Source organism: uncultured Desulfobulbus sp., from assembly GCF_963662935.2.
Lineage (GTDB): Bacteria > Desulfobacterota > Desulfobulbia > Desulfobulbales > Desulfobulbaceae > Desulfobulbus.
The window spans coordinates 1,067,212-1,081,425 of sequence record NZ_CAXXTL010000002.1 but is presented as its reverse complement, the minus strand read 5'-3'; the positions used below and the strand labels follow the sequence as shown (position 1 = coordinate 1,081,425).

The 14,214-nt window shown below is 56.5% G+C and carries 13 protein-coding genes; 11 read left to right on the top strand and 2 right to left on the bottom strand.

Translation table 11 applies throughout. The annotated features are described in order from the left end of the window. The first annotated feature begins 10 nt into the window (after positions 1-10). From infB to ACHZCX_RS09050, 10 genes are all read left to right on the top strand, one after another. Positions 11-2,755 (top strand): translation initiation factor IF-2, encoded by a 2,745-nt coding sequence (gene infB / locus ACHZCX_RS09095; protein WP_319586916.1) that lies wholly within the window; start codon positions 11-13, stop codon positions 2,753-2,755. Between the two features lie 15 nt (positions 2,756-2,770). After that, complete coding sequence (rbfA, locus tag ACHZCX_RS09090; RefSeq protein WP_319586915.1) at positions 2,771-3,166, top strand: 30S ribosome-binding factor RbfA; 396 nt, start codon at positions 2,771-2,773, stop codon at positions 3,164-3,166. Next, positions 3,150-3,392, top strand: a complete 243-nt coding sequence (locus ACHZCX_RS09085; protein ID WP_319586914.1) for a hypothetical protein — start codon at positions 3,150-3,152, stop codon at positions 3,390-3,392. The genes rbfA and ACHZCX_RS09085 overlap by 17 nt, the downstream gene beginning before the upstream one ends. Then, the gene (locus ACHZCX_RS09080; protein ID WP_319586913.1) at positions 3,389-4,138 is read left to right on the top strand and encodes a bifunctional oligoribonuclease/PAP phosphatase NrnA; all 750 of its coding nucleotides are present in this window, start codon (positions 3,389-3,391) and stop codon (positions 4,136-4,138) included. The genes ACHZCX_RS09085 and ACHZCX_RS09080 overlap by 4 nt, the downstream gene beginning before the upstream one ends. 12 nt (positions 4,139-4,150) lie before the next feature. Continuing rightward, entirely contained in the window at positions 4,151-4,918 is a 768-nt protein-coding gene (truB, locus tag ACHZCX_RS09075; RefSeq protein ID WP_319586912.1) for a tRNA pseudouridine(55) synthase TruB, read from the top strand. 151 nt (positions 4,919-5,069) lie between these two features. Then, a complete protein-coding gene (gene rpsO / locus ACHZCX_RS09070) occupies positions 5,070-5,339 on the top strand; it encodes a 30S ribosomal protein S15 (protein WP_319586911.1) in 270 nt (89 codons plus the stop codon). Between the two features lie 223 nt (positions 5,340-5,562). Beyond that, positions 5,563-7,650: a polyribonucleotide nucleotidyltransferase gene (pnp, locus tag ACHZCX_RS09065; protein ID WP_319586910.1), complete on the top strand. Its 2,088-nt coding sequence runs from the start codon at positions 5,563-5,565 to the stop codon at positions 7,648-7,650. Between the two features lie 106 nt (positions 7,651-7,756). Next, positions 7,757-8,251 carry a dUTP diphosphatase gene (gene dut, locus ACHZCX_RS09060; protein ID WP_319586909.1) on the top strand — a complete coding sequence of 165 codons (495 nt, stop codon included), beginning with the start codon at positions 7,757-7,759 and terminating at the stop codon, positions 8,249-8,251. Next, the gene (locus ACHZCX_RS09055) at positions 8,248-9,021 is read left to right on the top strand and encodes an MBL fold metallo-hydrolase (RefSeq protein WP_319586908.1); all 774 of its coding nucleotides are present in this window, start codon (positions 8,248-8,250) and stop codon (positions 9,019-9,021) included. The genes dut and ACHZCX_RS09055 overlap by 4 nt, the downstream gene beginning before the upstream one ends. A gap of 66 nt (positions 9,022-9,087) precedes the next feature. Next, positions 9,088-11,274: a PAS domain S-box protein gene (locus ACHZCX_RS09050; RefSeq protein ID WP_394708781.1), complete on the top strand. Its 2,187-nt coding sequence runs from the start codon at positions 9,088-9,090 to the stop codon at positions 11,272-11,274. Here the strand turns inward: ACHZCX_RS09050 and xerD are convergent. Beyond that, the gene (gene xerD / locus ACHZCX_RS09045; RefSeq protein ID WP_319586906.1) at positions 11,271-12,212 is read right to left on the bottom strand and encodes a site-specific tyrosine recombinase XerD; all 942 of its coding nucleotides are present in this window, start codon (positions 12,210-12,212) and stop codon (positions 11,271-11,273) included. The genes ACHZCX_RS09050 and xerD overlap by 4 nt on opposite strands. 24 nt (positions 12,213-12,236) lie before the next feature. Continuing rightward, on the bottom strand, positions 12,237-12,428 hold the full coding sequence (gene rpsU, locus ACHZCX_RS09040; protein WP_394708819.1) for a 30S ribosomal protein S21: 192 nt from the start codon (positions 12,426-12,428) through the stop codon (positions 12,237-12,239). A 725-nt stretch (positions 12,429-13,153) separates the two neighbouring features. On the opposite strand from rpsU, the gene ACHZCX_RS09035 reads away from it, so the two are divergent. Then, complete coding sequence (locus tag ACHZCX_RS09035) at positions 13,154-14,101, top strand: D-alanine--D-alanine ligase (protein WP_319586904.1); 948 nt, start codon at positions 13,154-13,156, stop codon at positions 14,099-14,101. The last annotated feature ends 113 nt before the right edge of the window (positions 14,102-14,214 follow it).

Genomic DNA, 14,214 nt, shown 5'->3' with positions numbered 1-14,214 from the left:
GGAGCGTTTAATGAGCAAGGTTCGTATTTACGATCTCGCCAAGGAAGCCGGGCTGAAGAGCAAGGAACTGGCAGACAAGCTGATTGCAATGGGCTATCCCGTTGCAAGTCATAGTTCAAGTGTAGACGACGATATGGCAGCAGATATTCGAAAGAAGTTGAAAGGTGAGGCTGGAGCCGGGGCGACGGAAGGGCGTATAGAGCTGAAAAACCGGAAACCCGAACCCGTGGCCACAGGCAAGACGGTTATTCGTCGTCGCTCCAAGGCCGACAAAGATGAAGCCGCCAAAAAACAGGACGAGGTCGAAGCCCTTGCGCTAGAGGTGGAAATCCAGGCACTGGAATTGCGTCTTCAGGAGGAATCGAAGGCGGCGAAGGCGCAACAGGCTGCGCAAGAAGCCGCCGATGCACGAGAGGATACTCTGGTTGAGGAAACAGCACCAGGCGACGCCGCCATCGACCAGGAACCGATAGCCGCTTTGCAGCCAACCACCGAAGGCCAGCCCCCTGTGCAACCCGAAGCGGTGGATGGTGAAGAGACAGTCGCAATCACGGGTGACGGCGGGGAGCCTGTACCTCTGCCAGTGAGCAGAGTCTCCGGCGAGGGAGAGGTCCAGAAGCCGAAACAGTTGGCACGGATTGTGGGAAGGGTGGTTATCCCGGTTCCTGAAAAACGCAACAAACCGGTGATGAAAAAACCGGTTCGTTCACCACGGCCGACCCCTGGGGAAACCCCTGTTGTGGCCCCGGTGGTCAAGGACGATGCGGCGCGTGCTGACGGCAAAGGCAAGAAAAAGGCCAAGAGAGTTGTCGCCGTCAAGGCGGATGAAGAAGATTTGAGCAAAAAAGGCGCTAAGGGCGCGAAAAAAGGAAAAAGCAGGATCGAATTCACCGCAGACGGTGATGTCGAATTTATGCGTCCGCGCAAGGGCAAGAAAAAGAAGGACAGCTCCAAGAAAGACCTGCAGGCTACCCAGATTGCCGAGACCAAGGCCATCAAGAAACGCATCAAGGTGGTGGCCACCATCAGTGTCGGCGATCTTGCCAAACGCATGGGGATCAAGGCCAGCGAGGTTATTGCCGCCCTTATGCGGATGGGACTTCTCGCTACTCTGAATCAGGCTCTGGATGTTGACACGGCAGCCCTGGTGGCTGGCGATTTCGGCTATGAGGTCGAGCAGGCCATGACCGAGGAGCTGGAAGTAGAGGCATTGCAGGAGTTGGAGGTCGAAAAGGGCGGCGAGGCCCAGCCGCGTTCGCCGGTGGTCACTGTCATGGGCCATGTCGATCACGGCAAGACCTCGATTCTCGATGCTATCCGTAAAACCGACGTGGCAGCCGGCGAAGCTGGCGGCATTACCCAGCATATCGGTGCCTACCATGTCCAAGCAGCCTCCGGCGATTTGACATTTGTCGATACGCCCGGGCATGCGGCCTTCACTGAAATGCGTTCGCGGGGCGCCAAGGTCACCGACATCGTCGTGCTGGTCGTCGCCGCTGATGATGGTGTCATGGACCAGACTAAGGAGGCTATCGCCCATTCGAAAGCCGCTGAGGTGCCGATTGTGGTCGCGGTCAACAAGATCGACAAGGACAATGCCGACCCTGAGAGGGTCAAGCGGGAATTGAGCGATTTCGGTCTTATTCCTGAGGAATGGGGCGGCACCACCATCTATTGCCAAACCTCGGCTAAAAAAGGTATTGGTATCGATGAACTGCTGGAATCAATCCAGTTGCAGGCCGAGATTCTCGAACTGCGGGCTGACCCGTCGCGCAAGGCCAAAGGGACAGTTATCGAGGCCCAGCTCCATAAAGGTCGGGGGCCGGTGGCTACGGTCCTGGTTCAGGACGGAACCCTGCGACCCGGCGATCATTTTGTGGCCGGTATCTACAGCGGCAAGGTCCGGATGCTGACCAACGAGCGGGGCGAGCAGGTCCAGGAAGCCGGACCGTCCATCCCGGTTGAGGTTCAGGGTTTTTCCGGCGTGCCGCAGGCAGGGGACGAATTTGTCGTTCTGACCGACGAGAAGATGACCAAGTCGGTCGCCAGCTCCCGCCAACTCAAGGCGCGGGAAATCGAACTGGCCTCAGCCTCCAAGGTGTCGCTCGACAATCTCTTCGAGAAAATGGCCGAGCAGGACGTCAAGGAGTTGCGGGTCATTCTTCGGGCTGATGTGCAGGGGACCCTCCAGGCCTTCGGGCAGGCGGCTGAAAGTCTGTCGACCAAGGTCATCCGGGTCCGTTCCCTCCATGAGGGGACCGGCTCAATCACTGAAAACGATATCCATCTCGCCGCTGCCTCGGACGCCGTCATCATCGGCTTCAATGTCCGGCCCACGGTCAAGGTCAAGGAGCTGGCTGACCGGGAAGGGGTTGACATCCGTTCCTATGACGTCATCTATCATGCCCTCGAAGATATCGAAAAAGCGATGAAGGGTATGTTGGAGCCAACCTTTGAGGAACGAGTCATTGGCACCGCAGAGGTCCGCGAAACCTTCCAGGTTCCCAAAATCGGTACCATTGCCGGTTGCTCGGTCATTGCCGGCAAGATTGAGCGCAATGCCCGGGTGCGGGTCCTTCGAGAGGGCGTCGTGGTCTATACCGGCAAAATTTCGTCGCTCCGGCGGTTCAAGGATGATGTCAAAGAGGTGTTGACCGGCTTTGAATGCGGTATCGGTGTTGAGCACTTCAACGATCTCAAGCTTGGCGACAATCTGGAGGCCTTTGTCCTTGATGAGGTGGCGGGAGTTCTGTAATTGACGAGCATGGACATGGAATTTGATTTTAAACTGCCGGGACTGGGGCGGCCCGAAAGCTCGCGGCCTAAGCGGGTGGCCGAGGCTATCAAGAACGAGCTGTCGATCCTGTTGCTGCAAAAGGTGAGCGACCCGAGGTTGTCGGCAGCCCTCATTTCACGAGTGGTGGTGACCCCGGATCTCAAACAGGCGAAGATCTATTTTACCGTGCCAGCGCGAACCCCCAGTGGGCCGACCCTGAAGGGGATGAATCGGGCCAAAGGGTTTTTCCGCAGCCACTTGGCCAAGATCCTCAACCTGCGCTACACTCCCGAGTTGCTTTTTGTCTACGACAATCTCAATGAAGAGGTGGATCGTATCGAGACCCTGTTTCGGGAGATCGAAAAGGAACGCAATGATGAACACTCCTGACCAGGCAGTGTTGGAGGCCGTCAAGAGCAAGGGGCATATTCTCCTGGCCACCCATTTCAACCCCGATGGCGACGCTTTGGGCTCGCTGCTCGGGTTAGCTGAGATTTTGGAGGGGACAGGGAAAAAGGTTTTACGCTATCTCGAGGAGCCGGTTTCGCATCTCTACGTTTTCTCCCCGGATGCGGCCAGATCCAGACCGATTTGGCCAAGGTCAGGGAGTTTGTGACCCAGGCCAAAAATGATTTTCTCACCGTCTGTCTCGATTGCGGCGATGCCAAACGATTGGGTAAATACAGCCCGGAATTGATCGGTTTTAGGCCCCTGGTGGTGATTGATCATCACAAGGGCAACGAAGGCTTCGGCGATAGCGTCTGGATAGAGCCGCATCGATCCTCCACCGCCGAGATGGTGTATGATTTGGCCGTGGCCTTGGGGGCGGACATCTCTACCAGAGCTGCTGAGTGCCTGTACACGGCAATCAACACCGACACCGGCTCGTTTCGCTACGAATCCACCAGCAGTCACACCTTTGCCGTGGCCGGCCAACTGGTCAGCCGGGGCGTGCGCCCTGACCTGGTTGCCAGCAATCTCTACGACAACTATACCTTGGGGCGGCTGCGCTTGATGCAGGAGGTGTTGGCCACCCTGGAGATGCACGAGCGAGACCGGATCGCCATCATCCGGGTGTCCCAGAAGATGCTGGAACGAACCTTCACTACTATGGAAGACACCGAGTATTTCATCAACTTGCCTCGGGCGGTCAGTTCGGTGCGAGTCGCTGTTTTTCTTAAGGAGGTCGAGCCGGATCATATTTCCGTCAGCCTGCGGGCTAAGGGGCAGTGCGATGTTTCCTTGGTTGCCGCCCAGTTCGGCGGTGGTGGACACCGCAATGCCAGTGGCTTTCGCATCAAGGGAAAGAATATGGAAGGGGTGCGCGATGCCTTGCTGCCGCTGCTCCGTCAGGGGGTTTAAGCATAGGCGCCCATGAGCGCGGTTGAACCTGTTCATCAGGGAACACAGGCATGGAGTGATGGTGTTTTTCTGGTGGACAAGCCGGAGGGACTGACCTCCTTTGCCATTGTTCGCCGGATTCGGTGGCTGCTTGGCATCAAAAAAGTGGGGCACGCCGGCACGCTCGATCCTTTTGCAACAGGATTGCTAATTGTCTGCGTCGGCCGGACGGCTACCAGGCACATCGAACAGTTCATGAACGGACGCAAGACCTATCTTGCTCAGCTTCAGTTAGGGGTGGAAACCGAAACCCAGGATCCGGAGGGTACCGTCACCAAAACGGCCCCGGTCCCGGAACTTGATTCGGCCACCCTGGTCGCCTGTCTGCAACGGCACACCGGTCCGCAGATGCAGGCCCCGCCGCCTTATTCGGCTGCCAAGCACAAGGGCAAACCGCTGTATACCTATGCCCGGAAAGGTATTTTTATTGAAAAGGCTGCCAAGCAGATTGAGATTCATAGGCTTGATTGTTTGGGTTATGATGCGGCAACCCACCAGCTGACCATCGCCGTCGATTGCAGTCGAGGGACCTATATCCGTGTGCTGGCGGCTGATATCGGCAGTTCTCTCGGGTGCGGGGCCCACCTGATCGAGTTGCGGCGAACCCGAAGTGGCTTGCTCTCCGTGGACGACAGTCTGTCCGGCTCGGCACTGTTTGCGGAAAACGGTTTGCAACTCTTGCAAGAAGGACGACGCGGTATCGACGAGATGCTGCATATCACCGGGCAGCCGTCGGTTTAAACTTGCCACTGTGAATCGGCCTAGAGTATAGAAGTACGATGTCGTTCCCCTGCGTCGCCCCTCTGACACGGGACAAGGAACCCTTTATCCAGACTCCAGAGAGGCTGAGGGAAGTGCTTTTCTGGTAGCAGAAGGAAAGTGGAGGTGCCCCATGGCACAAACAGCGGAAAAGAAGAAAGAATTAATTGAGAAATTTAAGATTCATGAGACCGATACCGGTTCCTGTGAGGTGCAGATTGCCCTCCTGACCGAACGGATCATCTATCTCACCGAGCATTTTAAAACGCATGCCAAGGACCATCATTCCCGCCGCGGCCTGTTGAAGCTTGTTGGCCAGCGTCGTAGCTTGCTTAAGTATTTAATGAAGAAAGACATTGCCAAGTACCGAAGTCTGATTCAGCAACTCGGTATCCGCAAGTAAATTCGTTTCCGGACGGCGGGCCATCGTGGCTCGCCGTCCGCTTTTTCACGATGTGACTGCGCTGCGGCAGCGGAAAAGTCATAAAGACACAAAGGACACAGAGAGAATTGGCAAAGGATGGAGATTGTCGCTGCATCCTTTGTGCCTTTGTGACAGAATTGAGCTGCACCAGCCCCATCGTCACCCATTTGCACATTCCGGTGGAACCGGAACAGGAGTATCTATGATAAAAACAGTTACAACCGAGATTGGCGGACGAACTCTCGTCTTTGAAACAGGGAAGATGGCCAAGCAGGCCAACGGTTCCGTGGTGGTTTCCAGCGGCGAAACCATGGTGTTGGTCACCGTGGTTGCCGAAACCGAGTCCAAGGACCTGGGCTTTCTGCCGTTGACCATCGAGTATCAAGAACGGATGTATGCCGCCGGCCGCATTCCCGGCAGTTATTTCCGGCGGGAAATCGGCCGACCCAGCGAGAAGGAAGTGTTGACCTGCAGGATGATCGATCGTCCCCTGCGCCCACTCTTCCCGAACGGCTATTCCAGTGAAACCCAATTGATCGCAACGGTGTTTTCTGCGGACCAGGATCTTGACCCTGATATTTTGGCGATGAACGGTGCTTCCACCGCCCTGATGCTCTCCGATATCCCCTTTGCCGGACCGATTGCAGCCGCGCGGGTCGGGTATATTGACGGCCAGTATGTGCTCAATCCGAGCAAGACTCAGCTTGAAAAATCCCAGATCAGCCTGGTGGTTGCCGGGACTCGCTCCGCCGTGGTCATGGTCGAGGGCCGGGCCGGAGAAATGAACGAGGATGTGGTCTTGGAGGCCATCTTTTTTGCCCACGCCGGGATCCAACCGTTGATTGATCTTCAGCTCCAGTTACAGAAAGAGGTTGGCAAGGCTAAGCGGGAGGTTGTTGCTCCAACAGTCAATGTGCCCCTCAAAGAGAAGGTCGAAGCCGCCGCCATTGCTGGGATGGAAGAGGTGGTGAATATCGCGGACAAAATGGACCGTTCCAGTCGCTATTCTCGGCTCAAGGCGGAGGTGCTGGCTCAGATCGATCCTGAACTGTACGAAAAACCGTCGCAGGTGACCGATCTGTTGAGCGCCTACAAGAAGTACGTTATGCGGGATCGCATCGTCAGTAAGGGCCAGCGGCTTGACGGCCGGTCCTTCGGAGATGTCCGGCCCATCAGTTGTGAGGTCGGCATCCTGCCCCGCGCCCACGGTTCGGCTCTGTTCACCCGTGGCGAGACCCAGGCTCTAGTGATCTGTACCCTGGGTAGCGAACGCGACGAACAGCATCTGGAGGGCCTGGGCGGCGATGTCTACCGCCGGTTTATGCTGCACTACAATTTTCCCCCCTTCTGTGTGGGTGAAGTTCGCCGCCTGAGTGGCCCAAGCCGTCGCGATATCGGTCATGGCACCCTGGCCCGTCGTGGCATCGAAGCGGTTCTGCCTGCCGGCGACGCCTTTCCCTATACCCTAAGGGTGGTTTCTGAGGTCCTGGAGTCCAACGGTTCCTCCTCCATGGCCACGGTTTGCGGCGGTAGTCTGGCGCTTATGGATGCCGGTGTGCCGGTCAAAGCACCGGTCTCCGGTGTGGCCATGGGGCTGATCAAGGAGGGGGATAAGGTCGTTGTACTCACCGACATCCTCGGCGATGAAGATCACCTCGGCGACATGGATTTCAAGGTGGTCGGCACCCGCGGCGGCATTACCGGCCTGCAGATGGACATCAAAATCGACGGTGTTGACCGCGATATCATGTCCCAGGCTTTGGCTCAAGCCAAGAAGGGACGGATTCATATCCTGGAAAAAATGGAGGAGGCTCTCGGTACTGCCAGGGCTTCAGTTTCCGAACATGCGCCCAAATATGTGACCATCAAGATCCATCCTGACAAAATCCGTGACATCATCGGACCTGGCGGCAAGATTATCCGTGAGATGACTGCTGAATACGATTCCAAGATTGATGTCGAAGATGACGGCACCATCAAAATTTTCAGCAACAGCAATGAAATGGCCAATGCCCTGATCCAACGGATCCAGCAGATCACGGCCGTTCCCGAGGTCGGTAAGATTTACGAAGGCGAAGTCCGAACCATCAAGGAATTCGGCGCTTTTGTGCAGATTTTTCCCGGCACCGACGGTATGGTCCATATCTCCGAGTTGGCCAATGACCGGGTCAAGAATGTGACCGATGTGGTCAAGGAAGGCGATATGATCAAGGTCAAGGTCATCGATATTGATAACCGTGGCCGTATCCGGTTGAGCCGCAAGGCTGCCCTGGCCGAGGGTGAAGTGTAAGTGTTCGGTGGAGTCCTGCCGTGAAGAATGAGCCGGTGACCGTGCAAGCGGTCATCGGCTTTTTTTGTCTTGAATCAACGAAGAAACCGATGTTTGAGGAAGCCCAATGCAGGCGATAGCCGTTGCCTTTACCTGGCTGGATCCCGAACAGGCTGCCGGCTTGTCCTTGCCGGCCTATACGACCGAGCTGGCGGCGGGCATGGATGTCGGCGCCGCTCTTATCGAACCGGTTGTGCTTGAACCGGGAGATATTCGGCTGGTGGGCTGCGGTTTTGCCGTGGCCATTCCCGAGGGCTATGAGATCCAGGTGCGCCCGCGCTCCGGACTGGCGGTCAAGCATGGCATCACCGTGATTAATGCTCCGGGCACTATCGATGCCGATTATCGGGGCGAGGTCAAGGTTGGTTTGGTCAATCTTGGCCGGACCTCCTACACGATCCGGCGTGGTGACCGTATTGCTCAACTAATCCTGGCGCCGGTGGCCCGAGCAATAGTGCAGGTCGTCCCCACTCTTGCGCCTACGGTGCGGGGCAGCGGCGGATTCGGTCACACCGGTCTGCGCGAGGACGATCGCCCCGTCACCGGCATCAGCAATTCGTGAAATTCTCGGTTCTCGGCAGCGGCAGTAAGGGGAATTGCACCCTGGTGGAGGCCGGTTCAACCCGTCTGCTCATCGATAACGGTTTTTCCGGCAAGGAGATCGTCAGTCGCCTGAGCACCTTGGGCATTGCCCCGGAAACCCTCACCGCCATCATCGTCACCCATGAGCACGATGATCATATCAAGGGGGTGGGGGTGCTGGCACGAAGGCTTAATTTGCCGGTCTACGCCAACGAAGCCACCCACAGGGTTGCGGAGCTGCGGGTGGGCGTGGTGCCGTTACGCCGTGAGTTTGCTGCCGGAGAACCGTTTGCCATCAATGGACTGCAGGTTCATCCCTTTTCGGTCTCCCACGACAGCGCCGACCCGGTCGGGTTTGTGGTCAGTGACGGCACCGGCAGCTTGGGCTATTGCACGGATACCGGAAAAATAACCCAACTCATCAGTCACCACCTGCGGCAATGTCAGGCCTTGGTTCTTGAGGCCAACCATGATGTGCAGATGCTCAAGGACGGGCCCTATCCGTTACCGTTGCAGCAGCGAGTGCTCTCCAGTCGAGGGCACTTGGCCAACACGGATTCGCTTGCCTTCGCCGCTCAATTGGCTGAGCAGCGGTTGCGGTTAGTAGTGCTGGCCCATCTCAGCGAGATCAACAATCATCCCGACCTGGTGCTGCGTGAGGCCCGCCAGCAGCTACCGGGGGTGAAAACCCTGCGAGTGCTCCTTGCCGGGCAGGGTCAGGTCAGCCCTCTGTTGGAGATCCTACCGTAAGTCGGCTCCAGCCACTTCGGCTCATCGAAGGGGGTGCGCCGCAAAAAGAGGGTATCTCAGGGTACGATGGAACTCTATTGCGTGAGGTTGCCGCCATTGCCGCGTTGGAAAAAAAACAGCATTGCCTATCGGCTGACTTTTCTCGTCATTTTGTTCAGCACGATGGTGGCCATCTTGGCCACTGCCCTCCAGCTGTACCTCGATTACCGCCGCGATATCCAGGGAATCTATACCTTTTTTGACTCTATCCAGGAGACCAGTATTCGGCCGCTTGAGGAAAGCGTGTGGATTCTTGATGATTTTCAGGTCAATTTGCAGCTCGAGGGTCTGATCAAACGGGAGAATGTTGTTTTTGCGGCGGTCGAGATGGACGGGCAGATGGCCTGGGCCAAGGGTGAGCGCACTCCCAATGACAGCCTCTCCCATATTTTCCCCTTGCACCATTTGGTCCGTGGCAGCTCCGAACAGATTGGCCGCTTGCATGTGACCGCTTCCCTGGAAGGCATCCATCAGCGTCTGCTGCAGCGCATCGTCATTTTGCTGGCCAGTAATGCGGTGAAGACCTTTGTCGTCGCCGGTTTCATCCTCTTTTTGTTCCAGCAAAGTCTGACGCAGCACCTGGTCCGGTTGGCCCTATACGCGGAGGAAATCGATCCGAAAAAAGGACCGCTGGCACCGTTGCGGCTGGACCGTCCTTCGTCCCACCGCGCCGATGAGTTGGATCAGGTGACAACGGCCCTCAATTTCCTTTGCGAGAGTGGGCATAGGGCGTTGCTTGAAATGGAGGCCCAGGAACAACGGTTGCGCCTTTTCCTGGATGCCACCGAGGAGGTCATCCTCGGCGTGGATGCCCAGGGACGCTGCACGTTTATCAATCGGGCCGGACTTGAGCACTTCTCGGGCACCGATTCGAATTCTTTTATCGGCCAAGATATTCTGGTATTGCTCTCTTCCGGCGAGCGGGAGACGGCGCAGTCACAGCTCTTGAGCGGACTGGTGCGGGCCACCATCGCCGAGGGGGAGGCGCTGCTGGCCGATGAAATGCCGCTCAGTCTGCCGGATGGTTCCTCTTTGCTGATCAGCCTGCGATCCTATCCGGTTCTCGAGAATGGGCAATGTACGGGTGCTGTTGTCTTTTATGCCGATATCAGCCGGCAGCAGAAGCTTGAGCAGGAAAAACAGCTCTTTGCCAAGGTGATCCGGCAGGCGCCGGCCTTAATCCTCATTGCCGATGCCCAGGGCATCATCGAGTATGTGAACTCGGCATTTGAACAGATCCTGGGGTATACGGGGAAAGAACTGGTAGGAAAATTGGCAATCAGCTGTCTCCAGGATCTGCATCTCGACGAGCACATCGATCTGGTACGGACACGGATCTACAAAGGGGAGGCGTGGACCGGCACCTTCACCAATACCAATCTCCAGGGCCGGAGGGTTATCCTCGAAGCGTCGATCTTTCCCATCTTCAACCGGCGGGGGCAGTTGACCAATGTGGTGGCCATGGGGCGCGACATCACCCGCGAACAGCATCTGATTGAACAGTTGCACCATGCCCAAAAAATGGAAGCCATCGGCAAATTGGCCGCTTCAATTGCCCATGAGTTCGGCAACCCTCTCCTGGGGATACGTTTTGCGTTGCGCGATGTTCAGCAGCGGTTGGCGGAGGATTCGGAAGATAAAAAATTGCTCCATCTGGCGGAAAATGAATGTGATCGCATGCGTAAACTGATCCGCGATCTGCAGCAGTTCAACCGGCCGTCCACCCGCCAGCGAACGGTTTTTGATCTGCACTGTATTCTGGAGGACATTCTGACCCTTAATCACAATTTCCTCAGCAAGAAAAAAATCACCCTGAACCGGGTCTATGATCATCGCGCACTCTGGGTTTCTGCAGTTGAGGATCAGATTCGCCAGGTTTTCATCAATTTGACCATCAACGCCGCCGACGCCATGGCCCAAAAAGGGGGAACCTTGACGATCAAGACTGCCTTGCGCGGCAACGAGGCTAAGGTCTGGGTGGAAGACAGCGGTACTGGAATTGCTCCGGAAAATGTCGGGCGCATCTTTGAGCCGTTCTTCACCACCAAGGCGGCGGTTGAGGGTGCCGGGCTTGGCCTGCCGGTCTCCTACGGCATCGTTCGCGCCCATGGCGGCACCATTGAGGTCCAGTCCGAACCGGGGAAAACCATTTTTAGCGTCACCTTGCCAACGGCACCAATACCTGTTGCTGGAGACGAGGCGCGGGGGACCTAACCGCGGGGGTGAAATCGCTGATGGATAGATTTCAGGCGGTCGGTGTCGACATGGGTATAGATTTGGGTGGTGGAGATGTCGGTATGGCCGAGCATCATCTGCACGGAGCGGAGGTCGGCGCCGCCTGCCAGGAGGTGGGTGGCAAAGGAGTGGCGGAGCATGTGCGGACTGATCTCCTTGCTGATTCCGGCGGCCAAGGCGACCTCCCGGATGATCTGCCAGAAGCGGTTGCGGGTCATGGAGGTTCCCCGGTTGGAGCAGAACAGTAGAGGGCTGGGCTTACCCTTGAGGATCAACGGCCGTCCGCGGTCGATATAGGCCTGCACCATTTCGCCGGCAAGGGCCGAGAAGGGGATGACCCGCTCCTTGTTCCCTTTGCCGAGGATGCGGAGATGACCGCTGCTCAGATTGCAGCCGTTCACTGGCAGGTTGACCAGCTCGGAAACCCGCAATCCCGAGGCGTAGAGCAGGTGCAGCATGGCATGATTGCGCAGCGTCATGGGTGACGTTTGCTCCGGAAGGCGGAGCAGGGTGTCGACCTCGGCAATGCTCAAGCCTTTGGGCAGGGAGCGGCCGATTTTGGGTGCATCGATTTCAGCCAGGGGATTGACTGTCAGGGCGCCTCGATCCTGAAGGAAGAGAAAGAAAGCGCGCAGGGCCGCCAGTCTGCGGGCATTCGACCGCGTACTGATCTGGCGTCGATGGCAATCCTGGAAAAATTGCTGCACCTGTTCCTTGCTGATGTCTTCAGGGACGGATGGTGTGGTGCGGGCAAGGAAACGAAAAAAAGAGTGCAGATCCGAGCCATAGGAGGCGACAGTATTTTTGGCGAGCCGTCTCTGGATGGTCAGGTGTTGCAGGAAAAGCTGCAGATACTCGATGTATTCTGTGGTTTGCAGGGGCGTCGGCGAAAAGAGGGAGAAAAACAAACGCCCCAACGGCGAACCGTTGGGGCGTGCAGGTTAGAACCGGCTTCTCATCCGGTTAAACTTGCGAAGTTTACGCAGGGCTTCCGCTGCTTTACGGCGTTTCTTGACGCTGGGTTTTTCGTAATATTCACGCCGTTTCAGCTCACGTTTAATACCGTCGATCTGCAGTTTCTTCTTCAACTGCCTGATCGCGTATTCAAGGTCACCTCTGACATCTACTTCGATCATGATTGCATCACTTCCTTTGGTGGTTGGCCGGGGCCATTAGTAAGAGTGTGGTTTCAAAAGGAAGCTAAATTATCCGTTTTATCGGTACTTGTCAAATCAAATAACGTATTGTCGCTTATTTAATAACCGCCGAATTTTATGGACATATGGCTGCAGCTGAGTGTCTGTGGGGAGAAGATTTATATCGGTGGCACCTTGGCTGAACGTGTTTGCGGAAAATCGACGTCTGCAACCAGTCTGATAGGACAAAAAAACCTATGTTTATGATTCCCGCATCTCCGGCTTACCGCCGATGGTGGCAGGTGGCAACTCATTCATAACTTATTCGGTATTGCGGTCGAAATGGTCTTTGCTTCTCCATCCTGGTTTGGGAGTGGCTCGGCGACGGGCTGTTGCGTCCGGCCGCGCTGGATTTGGCGACCACCGGTCGGCTCCTCTCTCTGGCTTTGAATGCCAGCTTCTTCATGCGCTTTGAAAGCTACTTTATGCTGTCCGATCTCTTCAAATTTCCTCATCTGCCTTGACCGTAGCAAGAAATCGTCAGTGTTCACGTTGCCTGAAGAAGCTTGGCCAAATTGGCCAGCGCGTGGTAGCCGTTCATTTTTCGTTGAGCCTTGTGCTGGATGCACCCTTTTGATTGTTTTTCTGTGTCCCGATGGTAACATGGTCAACAATTGTGGTAACAGGGCGGAGAACCATGTTCATTCAACGGGAGGTCGACCATGGCGAAAATTCGATTGGCATTGATTGCTGGTGGAACATCTGATGAACGGGAGGTGTCGCTCCGAGGAGCGGCTGGGGTGGAAAAGGCGCTTGATCCGAACAAATACGAGGTCATTCGCTACGATCCGGCAACCGATCTGGCACGGATAGCCAATGATGCCGCCCGGATTGACGTTGCTTTTCTCCTGCTGCACGGTGTCAACGGCGAGGACGGCACTATTCAGGGCTTCCTCGATCTGCTTGGCATTCCCTACCAGGGAGCCGGGGTGCTGGGCAGCGCCCTGGCCATGGATAAGAATCTCGCCAAGATCATGTACCGGCTGCATGGCCTGCCGGTGGCGCCCTGGGTGATGGTGGAGTTGCGCGATTTGGAAGACACCAGCCGGATCGTTGCCGAAGTCGGCCTGCCCTGCGTGGTCAAACCGGTGCGGCAGGGGTCTTCCATCGGCATGTCGATCGTGCGGGAGATTGAAAAATTGCCGGGTGCCCTGCGTCTGGCCCTGAAACATGACAACGAGGTCATGGTCGAGAAGTACATCAAAGGTCGAGAACTGACGGTCGGAGTGCTGGGCAATGCTGAGTTGCTGGCCCTGCCCTTGATTGAGATCATTCCCGACGCTAAATATGAGTTTTTCGATTATGAGGCTAAGTACCAGCCGGGTGCGAGCAAGGAGATCTGTCCGGCGCAGGTCAGCGAGCAGATTCGGCAAAAGGCACAGGAATACGCCGTGATCGCCCATCGCAGCCTGCAGTTGCGCTGCTACAGCCGCACAGACATGATCCTTGCGGGGGATGAGCTCTATCTGCTGGAAACCAATACCATTCCGGGTATGACGCCTACCAGTCTGCTGCCCCAGGCTGCAGCGGAGGCGGGGATTTCCTTCAGTGCTTTGCTTGATCGCTTGATCGAGCTTGCCCAGGAAAAACCGGCCGGTTTGCGGGGGTGATCACAGTCAATCCCAACAGGACTTTCCCGGTACGCTCACCGATCAAAAGAGGGACTTGTAATAGGGTGTACCTATATTGGTTGCTTTGGTTGTCCAATCGACGGGGGGCATCA

Bases quoted from the DNA above. Each gene is read 5' to 3' on its own strand.
- infB (WP_319586916.1), top strand. From the start codon at position 11: ATGAGCAAGGTTCGTATTTACGATCTCGCCAAGGAAGCCGGGCTGAAG.
- rbfA (WP_319586915.1), top strand. From the start codon at position 2,771: ATGGAATTTGATTTTAAACTGCCGGGACTGGGGCGGCCCGAAAGCTCG.
- ACHZCX_RS09085 (WP_319586914.1), top strand. From the start codon at position 3,150: ATGATGAACACTCCTGACCAGGCAGTGTTGGAGGCCGTCAAGAGCAAG.
- truB (WP_319586912.1), top strand. From the start codon at position 4,151: ATGAGCGCGGTTGAACCTGTTCATCAGGGAACACAGGCATGGAGTGAT.
- rpsO (WP_319586911.1), top strand. From the start codon at position 5,070: ATGGCACAAACAGCGGAAAAGAAGAAAGAATTAATTGAGAAATTTAAG.
- pnp (WP_319586910.1), top strand. From the start codon at position 5,563: ATGATAAAAACAGTTACAACCGAGATTGGCGGACGAACTCTCGTCTTT.
- dut (WP_319586909.1), top strand. From the start codon at position 7,757: ATGCAGGCGATAGCCGTTGCCTTTACCTGGCTGGATCCCGAACAGGCT.
- ACHZCX_RS09050 (WP_394708781.1), top strand. From the start codon at position 9,088: ATGGAACTCTATTGCGTGAGGTTGCCGCCATTGCCGCGTTGGAAAAAA.
- ACHZCX_RS09035 (WP_319586904.1), top strand. From the start codon at position 13,154: ATGGCGAAAATTCGATTGGCATTGATTGCTGGTGGAACATCTGATGAA.